This is a genomic window from Sorangium sp. So ce363, assembly GCF_051520435.1.
Lineage (GTDB): Bacteria > Myxococcota_A > Polyangia > Polyangiales > Polyangiaceae > Sorangium > Sorangium cellulosum_B.
In genome coordinates, this window is record NZ_CP150333.1 from 985,144 (window position 1) to 1,004,306 (window position 19,163).

Annotated in this window: 16 protein-coding genes and 2 pseudogenes; 10 read left to right on the forward strand and 8 right to left on the reverse strand. The window is 70.4% G+C overall.

The genetic code is table 11. The features are described 5' to 3' along the window. Positions 1-180 precede the first annotated feature (180 nt). The gene (locus tag WMF12_RS03745; RefSeq protein WP_437865526.1) at positions 181-888 is read left to right on the forward strand and encodes a FadR/GntR family transcriptional regulator; all 708 of its coding nucleotides are present in this window, start codon (positions 181-183) and stop codon (positions 886-888) included. After that, complete coding sequence (locus WMF12_RS03750; protein WP_437865533.1) at positions 885-2,243, forward strand: FAD-binding oxidoreductase; 1,359 nt, start codon at positions 885-887, stop codon at positions 2,241-2,243. Before WMF12_RS03745 ends, WMF12_RS03750 begins: the two co-directional genes overlap by 4 nt. Before the next feature lie 57 nt (positions 2,244-2,300). Here WMF12_RS03750 and WMF12_RS03755 read toward each other — a convergent pair whose 3' ends face one another. Next, positions 2,301-2,894 (reverse strand): hypothetical protein, encoded by a 594-nt coding sequence (locus WMF12_RS03755; RefSeq protein WP_272093450.1) that lies wholly within the window; start codon positions 2,892-2,894, stop codon positions 2,301-2,303. 649 nt (positions 2,895-3,543) lie between these two features. Here WMF12_RS03755 and WMF12_RS03760 point away from each other — a divergent pair. The 3 genes from WMF12_RS03760 (at position 3,544) to WMF12_RS03770 (ending at position 6,529) form a co-directional block, all read left to right on the forward strand. Beyond that, positions 3,544-4,476, forward strand: coding sequence for an ABC transporter ATP-binding protein (locus WMF12_RS03760; protein WP_437865547.1), 933 nt, complete (start codon positions 3,544-3,546; stop codon positions 4,474-4,476). Then, complete coding sequence (locus WMF12_RS03765; protein ID WP_437865550.1) at positions 4,473-5,312, forward strand: hypothetical protein; 840 nt, start codon at positions 4,473-4,475, stop codon at positions 5,310-5,312. The genes WMF12_RS03760 and WMF12_RS03765 overlap by 4 nt, the downstream gene beginning before the upstream one ends. 89 nt (positions 5,313-5,401) lie before the next feature. Further along, positions 5,402-6,529 (forward strand): hypothetical protein, encoded by a 1,128-nt coding sequence (locus WMF12_RS03770; protein ID WP_437865555.1) that lies wholly within the window; start codon positions 5,402-5,404, stop codon positions 6,527-6,529. A gap of 79 nt (positions 6,530-6,608) precedes the next feature. Here the strand turns inward: WMF12_RS03770 and WMF12_RS03775 are convergent, their stop codons facing one another. Both WMF12_RS03775 and WMF12_RS03780 read right to left on the reverse strand, forming a co-directional pair. Beyond that, positions 6,609-6,995 (reverse strand): VOC family protein, encoded by a 387-nt coding sequence (locus tag WMF12_RS03775; RefSeq protein WP_437865560.1) that lies wholly within the window; start codon positions 6,993-6,995, stop codon positions 6,609-6,611. 53 nt (positions 6,996-7,048) lie between these two features. Further along, on the reverse strand, positions 7,049-7,492 hold the full coding sequence (locus tag WMF12_RS03780; RefSeq protein WP_012233393.1) for a helix-turn-helix transcriptional regulator: 444 nt from the start codon (positions 7,490-7,492) through the stop codon (positions 7,049-7,051). A gap of 317 nt (positions 7,493-7,809) precedes the next feature. Between WMF12_RS03780 and WMF12_RS03785 the strand changes: the two genes are divergently transcribed. After that, the gene (locus WMF12_RS03785) at positions 7,810-8,445 is read left to right on the forward strand and encodes an HD domain-containing protein (RefSeq protein ID WP_437865577.1); all 636 of its coding nucleotides are present in this window, start codon (positions 7,810-7,812) and stop codon (positions 8,443-8,445) included. Between the two features lie 23 nt (positions 8,446-8,468). On the opposite strand, the gene WMF12_RS03790 is transcribed toward WMF12_RS03785, so the two are convergent. Both WMF12_RS03790 and WMF12_RS03795 read right to left on the reverse strand, forming a co-directional pair. Next, on the reverse strand, positions 8,469-9,986 hold the full coding sequence (locus tag WMF12_RS03790; RefSeq protein WP_437865584.1) for a M20/M25/M40 family metallo-hydrolase: 1,518 nt from the start codon (positions 9,984-9,986) through the stop codon (positions 8,469-8,471). 78 nt (positions 9,987-10,064) lie between these two features. Then, positions 10,065-10,331: a hypothetical protein gene (locus WMF12_RS03795; protein WP_437865588.1), complete on the reverse strand. Its 267-nt coding sequence runs from the start codon at positions 10,329-10,331 to the stop codon at positions 10,065-10,067. A 426-nt stretch (positions 10,332-10,757) separates the two neighbouring features. Here WMF12_RS03795 and WMF12_RS03800 point away from each other — a divergent pair, with 426 nt between their 5' ends. Then, positions 10,758-13,010, forward strand: coding sequence for a prolyl oligopeptidase family serine peptidase (locus WMF12_RS03800; protein ID WP_437865601.1), 2,253 nt, complete (start codon positions 10,758-10,760; stop codon positions 13,008-13,010). A gap of 63 nt (positions 13,011-13,073) precedes the next feature. Here WMF12_RS03800 and WMF12_RS03805 read toward each other — a convergent pair whose 3' ends face one another. Next, on the reverse strand, positions 13,074-14,399 hold the full coding sequence (locus WMF12_RS03805; protein ID WP_437865611.1) for a trypsin-like serine protease: 1,326 nt from the start codon (positions 14,397-14,399) through the stop codon (positions 13,074-13,076). A gap of 521 nt (positions 14,400-14,920) precedes the next feature. Between WMF12_RS03805 and WMF12_RS03810 the strand changes: the two are divergent. Next, a pseudogene (locus WMF12_RS03810) lies at positions 14,921-15,040 on the forward strand (carbohydrate ABC transporter permease); the annotation flags it as partial. A 151-nt stretch (positions 15,041-15,191) separates the two neighbouring features. Here WMF12_RS03810 and WMF12_RS03815 read toward each other — a convergent pair. Beyond that, positions 15,192-16,277, reverse strand: a complete 1,086-nt coding sequence (locus WMF12_RS03815) for an STAS domain-containing protein (protein WP_437865620.1) — start codon at positions 16,275-16,277, stop codon at positions 15,192-15,194. 146 nt (positions 16,278-16,423) lie between these two features. Between WMF12_RS03815 and WMF12_RS03820 the strand changes: the two are divergent. Together WMF12_RS03820 and WMF12_RS03825 are read left to right on the forward strand one after the other, a co-directional pair. Further along, positions 16,424-16,579: pseudogene (locus tag WMF12_RS03820) on the forward strand (zinc-binding dehydrogenase); the annotation flags it as partial. 32 nt (positions 16,580-16,611) lie between these two features. Beyond that, on the forward strand, positions 16,612-17,499 hold the full coding sequence (locus WMF12_RS03825; protein WP_437865624.1) for a transglutaminase-like domain-containing protein: 888 nt from the start codon (positions 16,612-16,614) through the stop codon (positions 17,497-17,499). A gap of 54 nt (positions 17,500-17,553) precedes the next feature. Here WMF12_RS03825 and WMF12_RS03830 read toward each other — a convergent pair whose 3' ends face one another. Next, positions 17,554-18,924 carry a glycoside hydrolase family 15 protein gene (locus WMF12_RS03830; protein WP_437865629.1) on the reverse strand — a complete coding sequence of 457 codons (1,371 nt, stop codon included), beginning with the start codon at positions 18,922-18,924 and terminating at the stop codon, positions 17,554-17,556. Positions 18,925-19,163: the final 239 nt, after the last annotated feature.

Sequence of the window (19,163 nt, forward strand, 5' to 3'; positions counted from 1 at the left end):
CGGGGATCCGACGGCTCGCGCCGGTTCGCCACCGCAAATTCGTCCTTGGGCTTCTTCCTTCCCTGGCCCGAGGCGAGGGCAATAACCCCTCCGGAGCCCCCCACCTGACCGGCATGGATTCCCGATTCTGTCTTGACGGCGAGGATTGCCGCCGGTACGTTGGTCTGACCAACGGACAACATGACCAATTCCCCCCGCTTCCGGACGGTGTCCCGTTCGGCGATCTACGTCGATGTCGCCGACCAGATCCGCGACGCGATCCTCAATCGCTCGCTTTCGTCAGGTGAGCGCCTGCCGCCCGAGCGCGAGCTCGCTCAGCAGTTCGGGGTCAGCCGCGCGACGATCCGCGAGGCGCTCCGCCACCTCCAGGCGCAGGGGCTGCTCGCGTCGCGCGGCCGGACCTCGCCGATGCAGGCCGCGAGCCCTGACGCGGCGGTCGACCGCTTCTGCGAGGCGCTCACCCACGTGGTCCAGCTCCGGAATGTGTCGCTCCCGGACCTCATCGAGCTGCGCGTCGCGATCGAGACCGCCGCGATGACCCGCTCGGCGGCCGCGCCTGTCGCCGCTCACCTCGACGAGGCGCGCGCCGCGCTCGAGGCGATGGAGCGGGAGCAGATCTCCCCCACCGAGTTCCACGACGTCGATATCGCATTCCACGTCGCGCTGGTCGCGGCCTCTGGCAACCAGGCGCTCGCCCTCGTGATGGTCGCGGTCAAGGACAGCATCCGGCTCCACCTCGAAGAGGCGCTGAGGCCGCGCTCGTTCGCGGCGATCCGCCCGCGGGTGGTCGAGGAGCACCGGGCGCTCCTGCGCGCGATCGAGCGCGGTAACGCGAAGTCGGCGGCGACGCTCCTCAGGGCGCACCTCTCGGAGTTCTACGGCACATGACCCCGCTCGACGAACTTGCGCTTGTCCTGGGCGACGGCCTGGTGACGGACCGGGACATCCTGGAGGGCTATCGCCGCGATCAGGCCCTCTGGGCGCCTGGCGGCTGGCCCGTCGCGGTGGCGCGGCCTGCCTCGACCTCCCAGGTGCAGGCGCTGGCGCAGTGGGCGACCCGGCACCGCACCGCGCTGGTGCCGCGCGGCGCCGGGACCGGGGTGGCCGGCGGGGCGACCGCCAGCGACGGCTGCGTGGTGGTGAGCTTCGAGCGCATGAACCGGATCCTCGCGATCGATGAGGCGGCGATGCTCGCCGTCGTCCAGCCGGGGGCGCTCAACGGCGAGCTCAAGGCCGCCGCGCACGAACGGGGGCTGTGGTATCCGCCCGACCCGTCGAGCTACGCCGTCTCGACCCTCGGCGGCAACGTCGCCACCAACGCCGGCGGCCTGTGCTGCGTGAAATACGGTGTCACGTCCGATTACGTGCTCGGCCTCGAGGCGGTCCTCGCCGACGGGACGGTGCTCCGCACGGGCGGCCGGAGCCGCAAGGACGTCGCAGGCTACGATCTGACGCGGCTCCTGGTCGGCTCCGAGGGCACCCTCGCGCTGATCACCGAGATCACGCTGCGTCTGCGGCGGCGGCCCCCGCCGGCGACCACGCTCGTCGCGACGTTCACCTCGCTCGAGGCCTCGGGCCGGGCGGTCGCGGCGATCGTCCGCTCGGTCGATGCGTCGATGCTCGAGATCATGGACCGCACGGCCCTCCGCGCCGTCGAGCGCTTCCGCCCGCTCGGCCTCGACACCGAGGCTGCCGCGATGCTGATCGCGCAGAGCGACGCGCCCGGGTCCGCCGAGCTCTCCTGCATGCAGGCGGCCTGCGAGGCCGCCGGCGGGACGGTGATCGCCACCACCGAGGACGAGAGCGAGGGGCAGATGATGCTCACCGCGCGCCGCCTCGCGCTCACGGCGCTCGCGGAGCTCGGCACGGTGCTCGTCGACGACGTCGCCGTGCCGCTGCCGCAGCTGCCGGAGATGTTCCGTCGAATCGAGGCGATCGCCGCCGCGACGCAGACCACCATCGCCACGGTGGCGCACGCGGGCGACGGCAACCTTCACCCTCTGGTCGTGTTCGATGGAAGCGACGCCGCGGCCGAGGCGCGCGCGGTCGCGGCCTTCAACGAGGTGATGGCGCAGGCGCTCGAGCTCGGCGGCACGATTACCGGCGAGCACGGCGTCGGCACGCTCAAGCGCGGCCTCCTCACCCGCCAGCTCGGCGCGGCGTCGCTCGCGCTGCACCGCCGCATCAAACACGCCTTCGACCCGGGCGGCATCCTCAACCCCGGAAAGGTGATCGACGGCTGACGTGGCGTGATGTCCGCGCTGCGCGGCGCCGCCTCGCGCCGCGCGGCGCCGCCGCGATCAGAGCCCGGTGTAGATCGTGGCGAAGGAGGCCGCCTCGCCGCGGAGCAGCAGGCTGAGACGCGGGTTCGGCACCTTGAAGGTGTGAATCTTGGCGTTCCGCACGTCGAGCACCGCGAAGGCGCCGCCCGGCGTGCTCTCGGCGAGCCCGTTCATGAGCAGGTTCAGCACGACCGAGACGCGCTTGGACGACAGCGGCTCGCCGCGGAAATACATCTTGATCACGTGGGGCGTCCCATCGATGACGAGCCCGAGCTCCGGATTCACGTTGATCTCGAGATCGCCCAGGCGGTACGTCGACGCCGGCGGCTCGAACCACGTCATCTTCGTCGAGGCGAGGAACTTGCGATATCCATTCACCACCGACGGGTAGATGCGGCGGCGCCGCTCGTCGTGCTGCGCGGCGAGGAAGCCGTCGAGCACGCTGGTGGGCTTTCCGCTCCTGTGCATGTCGACGATCGCCTCTCGCACCTGCCTGTAAAAGTCCGTGTAGAGCTCGTCCTTCCGTTCCTTGAACTCCCTGACGCCGGTCAGCTTGGGCGTCCCGGCCTTGAGAACGAAGTCGACAAAGTACGTCAGCGAGATCTTTTCCATGAAGTCTCCTGCAAAACGAAGCATTCCGGCGCGCCATCGACACGCGTCGTACGAGAGACACGCCGTCGCGCCGCGTCCTTGGTGTCTACCATGGATAGTCATCTTCGACCCGTCAGGAAAGGGATCGGTCGGACGGACATTGTCCCAACCTGTCGAGGGCGGACGGATGCGCCGCTGGTCGAAAAAGTTTTGTAATTACGAATGTTTATGCGGGTGGCCGGGCGCGGTTCACCCGGCGGCGCGGGGCTGCTCCGGGCCGCGCGAGTGGCCATGACGAGAGGAGGCGCGCGCGGCAAAGGTAATCGACAGAATCCAGCTGTTCTCCAGGGGATGTCCTGTGGAGAACCCCTGTGGAGAACTGGAGAGGACGGGGTGTGATCGAGGCGTGGACCCGGTCGGACATGGTCTGTCATAACCACGTGCTCCTTGGCGCTTGACGCTGCCCGCGGGCGGAGGATGGGGCCGGAACGCCTCCGGAGCGTCTGGACTTCCCGCTCCCTCACGACGTGTTTTGCTCTGAACCTGTGTTTCGAGGTCGACTCGGCGCGCGCCTGGTCGCGCCGTCGCGACTGGAGGATTCCTGCCCCGCTCTCCCTCGCCTCGGGCATTCCGCTTGCGTGCGGCGGTCGGCCGGCCAGACTACGCCGCCGTGCTGGCCATCGAAGCGTCCTCCGTGAGGAAGGTCTACCGCGGCTTCTTCCGCCGGAGCGGCGGACAGACGGCGCTCGCGGGCCTCGACATCGCCATCCAGCGCGGCGCCGCGTTCGGGCTCATCGGCCTCAACGGCGCGGGCAAGACGACGTTCATCAAGACGCTGCTCGGCGTGGTGCGCCCCACGAGCGGCGCCGTGCGCGTGCTCGGCGGCGAGCCGGAGGACCCGGGCGTGCGCGCCAGGATCGGGTACCTGCCGGAGCGGCTCTTCTTGCCCAGCGCGTTCACGCCGCGGCAGTTCCTCGCGAGCGTGGCCCGCATGAAGGGCCTCTCGCCGGGCGAGGGCGCGCTGCGCGCGCTGGTCGAGAGGGTAGGGCTCGGGGTCGACTCGGACCGCAAGATCGGCGGGTTCTCGAAGGGGATGCGGCAGCGCCTCGGGCTCGCCGCGGCCTTGCTCGGGCAGCCGGAGCTGCTCGTGCTCGACGAGCCCACCGACGGCGTCGATCCGCTCGGCCGCGCCGAGATCCGCAGGATCCTGGGCGAAGAGCGCGCGCGGGGGGCGACCTTGTTCCTGAACTCGCACCTCCTGTCGGAGACCGAGCGCATCTGCGACCGCATCGGCATCCTCGCGGGCGGGCGGCTCGTGCGCGAGGGCGCGCTCGTCGAGCTGTGCGGCAGCGAGACGGCGTACCGCGTGCGGTTCGCGGACGGCGCCGATGCGGCGAGGCTCGCCGCGCTCGGGTTCCATCCGGTCGACGGGGAGGGCGGGTGGCGCCTGGAGGCCGAGAGCCCCGCGGCGCTCAACGAGGCGCTCGACGAGGCGCGGCGGGCCGGCGCCTTGCTCGTCGAGCTGTCGCGGGACCTGCGCGATCTGGAGGACGTGCTGGCGGAGGCGCTGGGCGCGGGCGGCGCCCGCGGAGGTGTGGCGTGAGGGCGGCGCTGAGCGTCGCCGGCGACCTCCTGCGCGAAGCCTCGTCGCGGCGGTGGTTCCTCGCCCTCGGGATCGGCGTCACGATGGCGCTCGTGGTGATCGGGAGCGCGCTGCAGCTCGAGGTGGTGGACGGCGCGCTCGCGGCGACGCGGCTCTTCGGCAAGGAGGTCGGCCGCGGCGACATCCGCTCGGTCGACGTCGCGCTCCGCTACGTCGGCCGCGCGCTGGCGTACGTGCTGTTTTACGGGGGGCTCGCGTTCGGGATCGTCTCCTGCGCCGATTTCGGCCCGAGCCTGCTGGCGCCGGGGCGCATCGAGCACCTGCTCTCGCTGCCCGTGCGGCGGTTCGAGCTCCTGCTAGGCACGTTCCTCGGCGTGCTCGCGCTCTCGCTCCTCAGCACGCTGTACGGCGCCCTCGGGATCACGGTCATCTTCGGGCTGAGGGCGGGCGTGTGGATGGCGAGCCCGATCGTGGCGGCGCTCCTCGCGAGCGTCACGTTCGCCGGCATCTACGGGGCGATGCTCACGACCGCGGTGATGGTGCGGAGCGCCGCGCTGTCCGCGGCGGTGGGGATCGCGCTGTTCATCATCGGCATCGTCGCGGGGTACCGCGAGCAGCTCGACTCGTTCTTCGAGCCTGGCCTGGCCCGCGGGGCCTTCCGCGCGGCGACGCTCGTGCTGCCGCGGGTGTCGGCGCTCGCCGACGCGTCGGCGGAGTTCGCGGTGGCGACGGCGATCAAGGGGGATGTGCTCGCCAGCCAGGTGGCGGGGCTGCTCCTCTTCGGCCTGGCCGCGCTCGCGGTGGGCATCCACGTGTTCGAAGAGAAGGATTTCTAGGGTGGAGCGGCGATGCTGGACGAGGCGGTGAGCGATCGACATCGGCAGCTCCGCGGCGCCTGGGCGGGGGTGACGACCCGATGAGACCGATGAAGAACCGGGGCGTGTGGCTCGCGGCGGCGATGGTCCTGCTCGCGCTCGCCGCGTGGCTGATGTCGCGCGGTGACAAGGAGAAGCCCACGGTCCGGCCCCGGAAGATCGAGTTTCCGCGCTATCCGAAGCCGGCCGAGGTGGAGCGCGCCAGCCGTCGCCGCACGCTGCCGCCGCTGTCCGCCCCGCCGCCCGGCGTCGAAACGCCGCAATGGAAGCGCGACCCGGTGCTCGCCGCCCTGCCCGCCGATCCGAAGCGCTCGGCCATGGTGTTCGAGATCGAGGCGCTCAAAGAGTCGCCGATCATGCAGATCTGGCTCGATTGCATGCTGTCGCGCGGCGACGAGCGCGCCGGCTTCGCGCGCTTGAAGGACCGATACGGGATCGACGTGCTGGAGGACGTGGAGCGCATCGCCGCGTCGAGCACGGGGCTCATGGTGCTCCAGGGATCGTTCGAGGGCGCGAGGTTCGAGCGTGAGCGATGGTCCACGCGGACGTACGGGGAGAGAGGTGTCCTCTACGAGGAAAAGGACACGGGCAGGGGCGTCGCGACGTGGGGGCCTGACGTCCTGATCTTGAACCCGCGTGCCGAGCCCGATCTCGTCGAGGACGCGATCGATCGGCTCGAATCGACCGATCCCGCGCAGGGATCCATCCTTCAGGAATACCAGGCCTACAGCGACGTCTATGGAGTGCTCTCGCCCGACGATCTCTCGAAGATGCTGCCGTCGGACCAGGACCAGCTCGCCGAGCGGATCCGAGAGACCGTCCAGCGGGTGGAGATCCACGTCGACGCCTCGGAGGATGTCGCCGTCGTCGCCGAGGTCGCCGGCCCCGCTGGCCAGGAGATGCAGGACCTGTCGAAGCTGTTCGGCGCCGCGCTCTCCATGGGGCGGCTCAACGCGAAGCGCGAAGACAATGACGAGCTCGCGGAGCTGCTCGACCACGCGCGGGTGGAGACGCAGGCGCGGCGCCCTCCCTGGGCGAGCAAGCCGGAGGAGCAGCGCTTCTCGGTCGACGTGGCGCTGCCCGTCGAGCTGCTGAAGAACCTCGGCCCGTGTCGTCGAGACCGGCCCGAGCCGGACGGCGACATCAAGGCCGAGCCCGAGCCAGCGCCGCTGCGGTGACGCGCGCAATGCCTCGCGAGCCGCTCGTCCCTGGGCGACAACACCTTATCAGGCCGGGGATGCCCTTGGCGCCGTGGTATCAGAGCGGCTGATACAGCTGGATCAGGTTCCCGCAGGTGTCCGAGAACACCGCGATCATGACCGGGCCCATCGGCGTGGGCTCCTGGGTGAACGCGACCTGGTGCTCCTTGAGGCGAGCGAACTCGGCCTTGAGGTCCGTTACCTCGAACGCGGTGAGCGGGATGCCCTGCGCGAACATCGCCTGCTGGAACGTCTTCGCCGCCGGGTTGGCGTTCGGCTCCAGCACGAGCTCGAGGTCGTCGGGGCCCTCCGGCGAGACCACGGTGATCCACCGGTACTCTCCGACCGGGAAATCGCTCTTCTTCTTGAAGCCGAGCACCTCCGTGTAGAACTTGAGCGCGCGTGTCTGGTCCTCGACCATGATGCTGTTGAGCTTGATCCTCATCGATCGCCTCGCTGAGCTGACGGTTCGGGCCGACTCTGCCAGGGCCGCCCGGCTCACGCTTCTCGAAAACTGCGAAACGCGCCCGGCGGCAGCCGGCCCATCAGGGTGAGACAGCCGGGGACGAGCTCCCACGGGAGCCTCCCCGGCACCTGGACCATCGCGCGCACGCGGCGCCGGTACGCCGACGGCGGCACGCCGATCCGCTGAGCGAACAGCGCGCTGAAGCTGCCGAGGCTGGAGAACCCGACCTCCATGCACACGTCGGTCACCGAGTGATGTCCAGCCGCCAGGAGCTGCTTGGCCAGATCAAGGCGCCGCCGGATGCGGTACTGATGCGGGGTCACGCCGAACACCGCCTCGAACTGCCGGATGAAGTGGTAGGGTGAGATCGCCACCTCCCGCGCCACGTCCTCGATCGACAACCTCGACTCGCGCACCTCGGAGAGAAGGTCCCGCGCCCGGCAGAGGTTCCTGAGCGCGTCGTGTCCGAGCAGCATCGCCGGCGACCAGGATAGAGCGTGGCGGCGGCTGCCTCAAGCGACCCCACCGGAGGGGCGCGCGAGCTACGGCCTGCGGGGTGGTCTCGCTTTCCTGCCGGCGGAGTATCGGGCTGCAACCGGACCGCGCTCGCCACGGATCGAGCGGAGCAGCCGTGGCCGAAATTGCGGCTCCATTGTCCTTTCGGACACACACGCCGTCCAGTACCCACTGTGGCGAGGCGCCGGCGGCGCGGCGGCGGGCCGTCCGCGCGCCCGGGCGCCGCGCTGCCTTCACCGCGCCCCGAGCCAGGCCCAAGCAAACCCGGGAGGAGCCAATGAATGCGATCGAGCTACCCGAGATTCCGGACAGCGCCCTTTGCGCCGAGGCGACCGAGCACGCCAGGGCGGTCAGCGCCCCGTTCCTCTTCAACCATGTGGCGCGCACGTACGTCTTCGGCGACGCGCTGGGGCGGAGGAGAGGGCTGTCGTACGACCGCGAGCTGCTCTATCTGGCGTGTGTGTTCCACGACCTGGGCCTCACCGACTCGGCCCCCGTCGAGACGCGCTTCGAGGTCGAGGGGGCCGACGCGGCCAGCGCTTTCCTTGCCGCGCGCGGGGTCGGCGCGCGCGAGCAGGAGATCGTCTGGGACGCGATCGCCCTGCACACCACCGTGGTGATACCCCAGCGAAAGCGCCCCGAGATCGCCCTTTGCCAGATGGGCGCGGCCATCGACGTCGGCTACGCGCCCCGGACGCTCCTGCCCGACCGGCTCGTCGAGGAGGCGCTCGGGCGTTACCCGCGGCTCGGCTTCAAGGAGGCGATGACCTCCGCGTTCTGCGGGCTGCTCCGCCGGAACGAGGCGGCCGCGGCCACTTCACCGGTCGTGGCCGACGTCGGCGAGCGCAGGCTCGACGGGTTTCGACCCATCCACTTCTGCGACGTCATCGCGGGCGCGGCGTTCGACGAGTAGCGCTATCAGGAGCTCGGAGCGCTTCAGAGAGCGAACAGAAAATCCACGAAGGAGCGGGTCGCGCCGTCGAGGCCGAGGTACTTCTTGCCGGCGGCGGGCTCGATGACGAAGTATTCGTCCTTGGCGTGGGCGCCAGAGCCGTGGCCGAGGCCGACGTGGCCGGCGGGGAGCTCGAGCGGCTTTCCCGTGAAGAGGTAGCCGGGCCAGGAGCCGGCGAGGCGCGGCCAGATCACCGGGTTCAGGCCCGCGGCCTTGTAGACGGCGAGCTGGGTCTGGATGGGCGGCGCCTCGAGCGCGGTGTCCGTCGGGTCGTAGCTGCCCATGTTCTTGATAGCGATGTCCTTGTAGCCGCGCCTGTCGAGGTGCTTGCGCAGCTTGGCGAGCACGTCCGTTGCGGTCATGTCCGGCACCAGCCGGATATCCATCTTGGCGAAGGCGCGGTGCGGCAGGATGGTCTTGGAGCCCTCTCCGATGTAGCCGGCGTAGAGGCCGTCGATGTTCACCGACGGGCGCGAGACGTAGCGCTCGAGCATGGCGCGCTCGTCGAGGTCGTTCACCCACCTGTCGACCCCGAAGACCTTCTTCCAGTCGGCGTCGTCCCAGCGCGCCGACAGGTCGTCGAGCAGCCTCTTCTGCTGGCTGGAGACCGGGCGCACGGCGTCGGTGAGGCCGTCGATCATCGGCTCGTTGCCGTCCGCCGAGACCAGCGTGCCGAGCGCCTGCACCAGCCGCCAGGCCGGGCTGTCGACGACCACCTTCATGCTGGAGTGGATCTCCCCGTCGCGGGGGCCGCGCCCCCACGCCTCGCCGCTCGCCTCCAGCTCGACGTAGACGATGCCCTTCGCGCCCAGGACGACGTTGACCGTGCCCGACAGCGATTGGTTCGCCGCCGGCATCATCACGCCCTGGCATTTCGCGAGCGCCTTCATCACGTCATCGTTCCTCACCACCTGCGAGAAATGCGGCGAGCCGAGCTCCTCTTCCCCTTCGGCGACCACCACCAGGTTGACCGGCAGCTTCAGGCCAGCGGCGCGCACCGCGTGCAGCGCCGCCAGGAACGCCCCCTGCGGTCCCTTCTGGTTGACCGCGCCGCGCCCCAGGATGACCTTGCCGACGTCCGCCTTGTCGACCAGCCTGGCGGCGAAGGGCGGCGAGGACCATTCCTTCTCCTCCACCGGCTGGACGTCGTACATGAAGTAGAAGCCCATGGTCTGCTTCGCGCCGGCGTCGAGCGTCGCGAAGATGCCCGGATGCCCGTCGGTCTTCATCTTCTTGACCGTCCCGAAGCCGGCGTCGCGCAGGAGATCCATCGTCAGGTCGCAGCACTCGGCGATGCCGACGTTCTGCGCCGAGATCGACGGCTGCTGGATCCAGCGCTGGATGCGCTCGATCGACTGACTCCGCTGCTCGGCGATCTTGTCGTATACCGGCGAGAGGTCGACGGCCTTGCCGCTCGCGCCCCTGGCGAGGCGGGGAAACGAGGCGAGCAGTCCGGAGGCCGCGGCGCCGGCGATGAAGGTGCGGCGATCGATGTCCAGCATGGCGCGCAGCTTAAAGCGCGCCGGCCGGGAACGGTCCTCCCCCCGCTTTCATGCGCACCCCTCGTTGCGCGACGGGGATCAGCTTCTGACCTCTTCGTCCTCGCCTTCTGGAGGCGGAGGGCGCTCGCCCGCGGCGACCTGGAGCTCGCGGACGATCGACAGGAGCGCTGGACAGCAGAAGCGTTCGACCACGGAGCCGTCGGGCGCGAGCTCGAAGCTCGGCGGCTCGCCGTGCACCGGGCAAGCCACTTCGGCGTACCTCGACTCGAGATCTTTCAGGACGCTCTCGTCGACCTCGCTGACCTCGCCCTTCGCAGCCGCCCCTTCGTTCCCATGTGTCGCCATGCGACGCACGGTAGCAGGAAGGGCGCCGCGCCTCGCGCTGCTCGGGGGCCCAGGGGGCCCAGGCGACCTCTGCCATCGACGCAGGGGCGTCGGCGCCCCGCGGCCTCAGCCATCGACGCAGGGGCGTCGGCGCCCCGCGGCCTCAGCCATCGAGGCGCCGCGACCAGAGCGGCTGCCCGAAATCAGGCAGACAAAATAGCAGCGCCGCCGGGCGCCTCGGGGGATTAGGCGGAGGCCGCCGGCGGAGCTGGCCCAAGACTAAGCATTCTCCGTACCAGGTACACCCTTCGGAAATTCCCCTACTTATGTCTCGGGCGCCGATCGCGCGGGTTTCGATTCTGCGAGGATCCGGCTTGCACGGTTGCAGGATCGCGACGGCGCTCGCCCACTTCCGTGACCGCCCTGTCGCCGGCTAGCGTCGGGGACATGAACCGCCTGCGTACGACCCCCGCCTTCATCCTGGCGCTGCCGCTGCTCGCGGCGTGCAGCGCCCCCGCGTCGAGGCCGCTGGACAAGCCGGCCGCGTCCCCGGCCGCCGCGACCCCGCCGCCGCACGCTGCGCCGGCAGCGCCCTCCGGACCGGGGCGGCTTCGTTATCCGGCGACCGCGAAGCGGCCCGTGGCGAGCGAGTACCATGGCACCCGGGTCGTCGACGACTACCAGTGGCTGGAGGACGGGAGCTCCCCCGAGGTGGAGCGCTGGGTCGCCGAGCAGAACCAGCTCTCGCGCGGCGCCCTCGACGCCGTGCCGGCGCGCGGCGCGATCCGGGCGCGCGTGCAGGAGATCCTGTCGGCGACCTCCGCGAACCACTACGCGCTCGACGAGGCCGGCGGGCAGATCTTCGCGCTCAAGGACCAGCCGCCGAAGCAGCAGCCTTTCCTCGTCGTCCTGAGGTCCGTGAACGACCCCGCCTCCGCGCGGACCCTCGTCGATCCAGAGGTCATCGACCCGAAAGGGCACACGGCCATCGACTGGTTCGTCCCGTCGCGCGACGGCAAGAAGGTGGCTGTCTCCCTGTCCGAAGGCGGCACCGAGAGCGGGACCGTGCGCGTCTACGACGTGGCGACGGGCAAGGAGACGGGCGACACCGTTCCTTACGCGAACAGCGGCACCGCGGGCGGCAGCCTGGCGTGGACCGGCGATGGCAAGGGGTTTTACTACACAAGGCACCCTCGGCCCGGGGAGCGCCCGCGAGAGGACATGGGCTTCTTCCAGCAGATCTACTTCCACAAGCTCGGTACGCCGGACAAGGACGACAAGTACGCGCTCGGCACGGAATTCCCCCGCATCGCCGAGGTGGAGCTCACGACGAGCGAGAGCGGCAAGCTCGTGCTCGCCAGCGTGCAGAACGGCGATGGAGGCGAGTACTGGCACTATCTCCTCGACGCTTCGGGCAAGTGGAAGCGCTTCGCCGACCTGCCCGACAAGGTCATCCGGGTCGTGTTCGGCGCCGACGACCGGCTCTACCTCCTGTCGCGCAAGGACGCGCCGCGCGGCAAGGTGCTGCGCCTCTCGCCGGGCAAGCTGGACCTCGCCAGGGCGGAGCTCGTGGTGCCCGAGAGCGAGGCGGTGATCCAGGACTTCTTGCCCACGACAGGGCGGCTCTACGTCCGCGATCTGCTCGGCGGCCCGTCGCAGGTCCGCGTCTTCGATCTGAAGGGCAAGGCGCTCGGGACGGTGCCGATCCCGCAGGTCTCCTCGGTGCGGCAGCTCGTGCGCACGCAAGGCGACGACATGCTCTTTCGCGGCGTGAGCTACACCGAGCCGGCGGCCTGGTTCACGTACTCGGCCAGGGACGGCAAGGTGATGAAGACGCCGCTCGCGATGACGGCCCCTGTCTCCTATGCCGACGTGGAGGTCGCCCGGGAGGCGTGCACCTCGAAGGATGGGACCAAGGTTCCCCTCAACATCCTGCGCCGGAAGGGCGCGCCCCTCGACGGGACCGCGCCGGCGCTGCTCACGGGATACGGCGGCTACGGGACGAGCATGGCTCCCGGGTTCAACCCGCTCTGGCGGCTGTGGTTCGACCAGGGAGGGGTGGTCGCGATCGCCAACCTGCGCGGCGGCGGCGAGTTCGGGGAGGCGTGGCACCGCGGCGGCAACCTGACGAAGAAGCAGAACGTCTTCGACGACTTCGCGGCGTGCGCGCAGCACCTCATCGACGGGCGCGTCACGAGCCCGGCGCGGCTCGCCATCCGCGGCGGCTCGAACGGCGGTCTGCTGATGGGAGCGCTGCTCACGCAGCACCCGGAGATGGTCAAGGCGGTCGTGTCGCACGTCGGTATCTACGACATGCTCCGGGTGGAGCTCACGCCGAACGGGGCGTTCAACGTGACCGAGTTCGGCACGGTGAAGGACCCCGAGCAGTTCAAGGCCCTTTACGCCTACTCGCCGTATCACCACGTCAAGGACGGGACCGCCTATCCGGCGACCCTGTTCCTGACCGGCGCCAACGACCCGCGGGTGGATCCATGGCACTCGCGCAAGATGGCGGCGCGGATGCAAGCGGCCTCGTCGGGCTCGGCGCCCATCCTGCTCCGGGCGAGCGGCTCGACGGGCCACGGGGCCGGGACACCGCTCTCCGAGGAGATCGAGGAGCAAGCCGACGTGTTCGCGTTCCTCTTCAAGGAGCTCGGGCTCGGCGCCCCGCCCGCCAAGGACGACGCGGCGCCCCGGTGATGGAACGGCCGCGGCCGCCCCCGCCCGGGGTGCGGCCGCGGTCCGGTCGCTGCGTGTCTCGCTTCACCAGGTGGTGAAGTAAGCCCACGCCTCGTTTCCGGCGGAGGCCTGGAAGCAGTATCCGCCGTTGCGCTTCGCGGGCAGGGTGATGTTGCCGCCGCTGCACGCCACCGCCGTGCCGTTGACCGCGAACGTGCGGCCGCCCGCGAAGTTGCCGCAGTTGGCGCCGCTCAGGCTCGCCGTGGTCTCGAAGCAGCGCGCGCCGGAGCCGAGGCTGCCCGAGCTGTAGCTCGCGCTCGAGAACACGGTGGGGCCCGTGCACAGGCTGCTGCACGGCGCCGTCCCGGTGCTGGGCTGGCAGACGCCGGCCACGCAGCTCAGGCTCGTGCAGTCCGCGCCGGTGACGCACGCCTGGCCGTTCGCGCAGTCGGCCGCGCACGTGCCGCCGCAGTCGACGTCCGTCTCGGTGCCGTTCTTGACGCCGTCGGTGCAGGTCGGCGCGGCGCCGCCGTTGATCACGCTCACCCCGAGGCCCTGGAGCCACGTCGTCACCGGGTAGCGCGCCGCCGTGTCGAGCCGCGTGTGCCAGTTGGTCTGCGAGGGAGCCGGGCCGCTCCAGCCGGACGGGAACGTGTAATAGGCGTTCACGCCCACGACCACGAGGTCGGTCGCGCTCTGCCGGTAGAGCGGGCCGCCCGAGTCGCCGGGGCACAGGCTGGCGTACGTGGTGCTGCTGGCATAACCCGGCGTGAGCACGTAGGCCGCGGCGACATCGTTGATGGCGGTGCCAGAGACGTACGAGCCCGGGTGATCCAGGATCGAGGCAGGCGACGCGCTGAGGTCCTGGAGCTTGAAGAGCCCGCCGCCCCCGCCGCCGGGGTTCTCGCAGCCATAGCCGGTCGCCACGACGGGATCCCCCACCGCGACCGGCGCCCCGTCCACCACGGCGGCCGGGATCGTCGGCGAGAGCTCGTTGACGACGACCACCGCGAGGTCGGGCGCGTACCCCGGGTTCAGGACGTTGACCCCGCAATCGGTCGCTCCGCCCGCCAGCGCGGCGGCGCAGACCTCGAGCCACTTCGGATGGATGTACGTCTGCTGGATCGTCAGGTTGACGTACGGCGAGATCGGGGGCGTGTTGTCGGCGCTGACCGAGTACGAGCCGCCCGGCCCGTAGCCCGCGGCCACGGTGGCGGCGTACTCGTCATCGACGCAGTGAGCCGCGGTGAGGAAGTGGCGCGGTCCGACCTTCGCGGCGGTGCACCCCGGGCCGAGGACCGTCGACGGATACTGCGATTCTAGCGCCGGCTGCCCCCCGATAAGCGCGTCGTCCGCCGCGCCGATCTCCTCGGAGGTCTCGCCGTAGCCCTCCACGCTGCAGGCGGCCAAGCACAATGAGAGCAAAGCATATACAGATGAGCGCACTGGTTGCTTCTCCTGTCGCCCCGAAGGCCTCGACGCCTCGCGCCCCCCGCGTCGTATCGGTGCGACGGAGGGTCTTTATGCCGACGGTTAGCCTCCTTCCAACTCGAATGCATCATGGACCTCATGCAAGGCGTGCATGCCGTCGCCAGATCGCCACGACCGCGTCGCACGAGCCTGGGTCCGGAGGCGAGCCGAAGGAGCGCCGCCCGCCCCCGCGGCTCGCCGCGCCGGCCACGGCGCCCCGCCGCCTCGACGCCCGCGATCCCGGGTCGGGCGGGGCGCGACGCCCGCTCACGGCCGTTGACTATAAACCGATTAAGTGCTGTGCTCGCGCGCGCTTCTTGCGGGTCTTGGGGGCACGCCCTTGGGCACGTCCTGCGCCCGGCGCTGGAGGTGGTTTGCGCCGGTAGCCTGCCTGTGCTCGCGCGGCTCTCCAACTACCGCACGGCGTTCGACTTCGGCTCTCCGATAGGCGGTGAGCTCCTATCTACTGGAACCAGATGATGGCCGCCTCGGTGGTCGTCAGCGTGCCTGTGGTGGCCGGGTTCCTGCTGCTCCAGCGCTACCTCGTCCAGGGCCTCACCGCGGGCGCGGTGAAGACCTGATCGGTCGGGACGGGTGGTGTCGCCTCGGGCCGGCCTGGAGGGGCACGCCGGGGCGCAGGCGACGGCGCTGCTGCGAGCGCTCGATGGCTTCATGCTGGACAGCAGGGCATAGGTCCGCCCGCCGCGCTGTTTGCTGTGGCCGGGCGAGCGCTCACCGCTTGCGGGACGGAGCCTCTCCACGGGGCAGCGCCGCCGGCCGATGCGCCTCTCCACGGGGCAGCGCCGCCGGCCGATGCGCCTCTCCACGGGGCAGCGCCGCCGGCCGATGCGCCTCTCCACGTTCGCCTCGCTCGGGCGCGCGCGCGGCGACCGTCGCGCTCCGCTGCGCCGCGACCGCCGCGCTCCGCTGCGCCGCCCCGCGGCGCGCGGCGAGGGCCCGGGTCAGCCCCTCGGCCAGCGTCGCCGCGGTGTCGAGGCCGCCGAGGTCGACGCCGAGCTCGACCAGCGTCTGCGCCAGCGCGGGCGAGACGCCCACCAGCGTGCAGGACGCGCCGAGCAGCCGCGCTGCCGACGCCGCCCCGACGAGCTGCGCGGCGGCCCGGGCGTCGAGCGCCGGCACGCCGGTGATGTCGAGCAGCACCTGCGCCGCCTGCTGCGCGGCGATCGCCTCGAGCAGGCGCTCAAGGAGCGCGCTGGCGCGCGCGTCGTCGATCATGCCCACGATGGGGAGGCAGAGCACGCCGTCCGCGACGCGGATCACCGGGACGCTCATCGCCTGGATCGCATCCCGCTGCGCCGCGATCACCCGCACCGTCTCTTCGAGCTCCCGGTTGCGCGCCTCCAGCGACGCCTGGAGCGCCCGCTGGTCCTCGATCAGGGCCTCGTATTTGTGCTGGATCTCGGCCGCCTCCGGGACGGCGAACTGGAACAGCACGCCCTCGAAGCCGTCCCCGGCGTCGCGCACCGGCACGCCGAAGGAGCAGACCCACACCGCTCCGCCCCTCTTGCCCGTGAGCTCCTCGACAAGGTCGGTGTCGTAGCTGATCGGCGGGATCGCGACCTCCTCGCCGCGAAAGAACCGCTCGACGTGCGGCATGATCCCGTTCTCGACGAGCTGCGGGTCCTCCAGCATGTTGTAGTTCAGTTGCAAGAACGCCTCGGCTGGGGCCCGCCAGAGCGCTTCCCAGCCGGCGTTGACGGCGTGGGTCCTGCCGACGGGGTGGTGGATCGACACGCTGAAGCAGCGCGCCGCCATCAGCGCGCGCCATCTGCGTGCGTCCGCCCGCAGCAATTCCATCTCCTGCTCCATCGCCTCCAGGCGGCGAACCAGCTGAGCGCTATCGTCGTCCCCCTCGTATCCCATATGCCCGAGTGTTCCCCGAGCGGCGCCTGGCTGTCCAGCGCCGCACCGGGCGAGCGGGCGGATGTCGCGCAGCCGGCGGCGGCGCTTCCGGAAGCATAGGCACCTCTGCGGTGCAGCTCGCCAAGCACTTCGGGGCGGAGGTCACCGGCGTGTGCAGCACCGCGAACCTGGGGCTGGTGAAGTCGCTGGGGGCCGACAGCGTCATCGATTACACTAAGGAGGATTTGGCACCATCCCCCTGGACGGCCTACCTCGTGGAGAACGAACGATGACGACCACCGGAGAGATCCTCGATTTCTACACGCGCCCCGCGGCGATGACGTCCGGGGGCGCGCACGCGCCCCGGTTCGACGAGCTGCCGGGCGACGTGGCCTCGCTCGTGCGCGTCGTGCAAGGCCTCTTGCTGCACGTGCACTGGGCGCAGGCCTACGGCGTGGAGCTCTCGGACGAGCGCCGCGCCGAGTCCCACCTCCGCCCGACGGACCGGATGCTGGATCGCCTTTTCGCCCACGACGATCGGCCGCTCTCCGCCGCCCGGCCGCTCGACACGCGCCTCGTCGGCTCCTGCCGTGACTTCACGGTTCTCCTGGTGGCCTTTCTGCGCGCCAAGGGGATCCCTGCCCGCGCCCGCTGCGGCTTCGGCGGCTATTTCCACGCCGGCGACTTCGTGGACCACTGGGTCTGCGAGCACTGGAACGCCGCCGAGGAGCGCTGGGTCCTCGTCGACGCGCAGATCGACGACGTTCAGCGGGCGGCGTTGAAGCCCGACTTCGATGTGCTCGACGTGCCGCGCCACCGCTTCGTGGTGGCGGGCGACGCCTGGGCGCAGTGCCGCGCCGGGGAGGCCGATCCGTCGAAGTTCGGGATGTTCGACATGCGCGGGCTCTGGTTCATCAGCGGCAACGTCCTGCGCGATCTCGCGGCGCTCAACAACATGGAGATGCTGCCGTGGGACGACTGGGGTGCGATGATCGGACCCGACGAGCCGCTGCGGGACGACCAGCTCGCGCTGTTCGACCGGCTCGCGGCGATCACCCGCTCGCCCGACGCGCGCTTCGCCGAGCTGCGCCAGCTCTACGAGGGCGACGAGCGCCTTCGGGTGCCGGCGGTCGTCTTCAACGCCGTGCTCAACCGTCAGGACAACACTCTGACCTGACCTGCGTCGAGCCTCGCCGCCGGGCACCTCTCGTACGGTCGCGCCGCGCGCTGGCTACCCGTGGCGGCTTGGAAAATCCCCCACGGCGGCCTCGCGCGCCCTGACCGCGCTCCGGAAGGCGGCGTAACTCCAGCTCAGATCGCTCACGCTGCATTCGTACCCGTTGTCGCGATCGAACTGCTCGCTCAGCTGGAGGCGATCGGAGTGGTAGATCACCGCCTCGAGCATCCTGTCGCCCGCGTCGATCAGCTTCGCCGCGATGTCTGGATCGGCGGGATCGCTCACGCCCACCTGCGCGAAGAACTTCTGCGTCGTGGTGTTCACGAGCACGGCGCCGGGGGAGCTCTTGATCTTCGCCGCGAGCATGAAGTAGAGCTCCGCGAAGTTGCACGTCGTGAGCGCCCACGGGTGACCGGCGTCCGGACCGTGATCCGACAGGTTGCCGTCGTACGTATCCTCGGGGTACCGCCCGATCATCGGCCCCCTGCTCCGAGGCAGCGCCCGATCGGCGTCGTTGATGCGGTACCGCAGCTCGCCCTGGGCGAACGCCTCGCGCACCAGCGCGGCCGTCGAGAGCAGCACCGGGTCCGCGCAGTTCGTGGAGCCGTAGACGGCCGACATGACGACATCCACGTTGAGCGTCGCTCCCCTGCCTTCGACGGGCCTGCCGTTCGGCCCCGTGATGGACGCGTAGTACGGCTGCCCGTCGTACGTGCCCTGGTGCGTCGCCATCTGGCTGCCCAGCCACTCTGCGGCCGCCCACATGTCGTTGATGTACGGAGAGAGCCCGTGCTCGTCGGCGCGGCTGATCAGCGAGAGGAACGCCTTTCGCTGCACGGAGCGGGCATAGAAGCTGAACCCGGCCGTCTCCTCCCAGAGGTTGTGCGTCTGCTCCTTGTAGGCCGAGAGGAGGTACCGGGTGTCCTTCTCGATGATGGATCTGGCCGTTGCGAGCGCCTGCAGCGAGAGCCGATCCTCGATGGCGAGCAGGGACAGGATGCGGTGCGCCGGGCCATCCGTCTGCGATGTCCAGTTGTCGCGCACGGTGCCGTCGATGTGGAAGCACGCCAGCGCGAACCTGCTCGCTCGCTCGGCGTTCTCCTGGCACAGCGCCGAGAACATCGTGTAATCCTCGCAGAGGGTCCGCGCAGTGAAGACCGGGTTGTCGAGCGCCTCCGGAATGCAGATGGCCGCGTCCCGGATCCAGTGGTGCACATAGTCCTGGTCGGTCTGACCCCTGTCGTCCGGCAGGGACGGGGACGCGAGCACACACCCCTTGACGGACTGCATCGCGCCCTTGCTGAAGACCCAGGTCCCCGTCGCGATGTTCCGCAGGAGGAGCACTTGCATGTACTTGCTGATCGCGTCGAACGATACGGACGAGACGTCGACGCTCGTGCTCAGGTAACCGAATGAACTGGCCATGGGACCCCCTCGTGGTTTGTTCCTTTATAGCGGGGCGCTGATCCGTGCGCTACGCGCGATCGCGGCGACGTGGTGTGGGAGGCCCTGCTCGAACGCCGTCTTGTTGCTATCCGTTCGCATGCCCGGGCACGGGGCTTGCCCCTGGCGTGCAGGGATCCCGCGCGCGGAGCGACGCCACCACCGGCGGCGCCGGCGCGTCGAGAGCAGGCGTGCGGCGGTCGCGCGCCGCGTCACGCGGC

Excerpts from the sequence above, each read along its gene's own strand:
- WMF12_RS03830 (WP_437865629.1), bottom strand. The coding sequence starts at position 18,924 with ATGGCCAGTTCATTCGGTTACCTGAGCACGAGCGTCGACGTCTCGTCC.
- WMF12_RS03800 (WP_437865601.1), top strand. The coding sequence starts at position 10,758 with ATGAACCGCCTGCGTACGACCCCCGCCTTCATCCTGGCGCTGCCGCTG.
- WMF12_RS03745 (WP_437865526.1), top strand. The coding sequence starts at position 181 with ATGACCAATTCCCCCCGCTTCCGGACGGTGTCCCGTTCGGCGATCTAC.
- WMF12_RS03775 (WP_437865560.1), bottom strand. The coding sequence starts at position 6,995 with ATGAGGATCAAGCTCAACAGCATCATGGTCGAGGACCAGACACGCGCG.
- WMF12_RS03785 (WP_437865577.1), top strand. The coding sequence starts at position 7,810 with ATGAATGCGATCGAGCTACCCGAGATTCCGGACAGCGCCCTTTGCGCC.
- WMF12_RS03795 (WP_437865588.1), bottom strand. The coding sequence starts at position 10,331 with ATGGCGACACATGGGAACGAAGGGGCGGCTGCGAAGGGCGAGGTCAGC.
- WMF12_RS03770 (WP_437865555.1), top strand. The coding sequence starts at position 5,402 with ATGAAGAACCGGGGCGTGTGGCTCGCGGCGGCGATGGTCCTGCTCGCG.
- WMF12_RS03815 (WP_437865620.1), bottom strand. The coding sequence starts at position 16,277 with ATGGAATTGCTGCGGGCGGACGCACGCAGATGGCGCGCGCTGATGGCG.
- WMF12_RS03750 (WP_437865533.1), top strand. The coding sequence starts at position 885 with ATGACCCCGCTCGACGAACTTGCGCTTGTCCTGGGCGACGGCCTGGTG.
- WMF12_RS03790 (WP_437865584.1), bottom strand. The coding sequence starts at position 9,986 with ATGCTGGACATCGATCGCCGCACCTTCATCGCCGGCGCCGCGGCCTCC.
- WMF12_RS03825 (WP_437865624.1), top strand. The coding sequence starts at position 16,612 with ATGACGACCACCGGAGAGATCCTCGATTTCTACACGCGCCCCGCGGCG.
- WMF12_RS03755 (WP_272093450.1), bottom strand. The coding sequence starts at position 2,894 with ATGGAAAAGATCTCGCTGACGTACTTTGTCGACTTCGTTCTCAAGGCC.
- WMF12_RS03780 (WP_012233393.1), bottom strand. The coding sequence starts at position 7,492 with ATGCTGCTCGGACACGACGCGCTCAGGAACCTCTGCCGGGCGCGGGAC.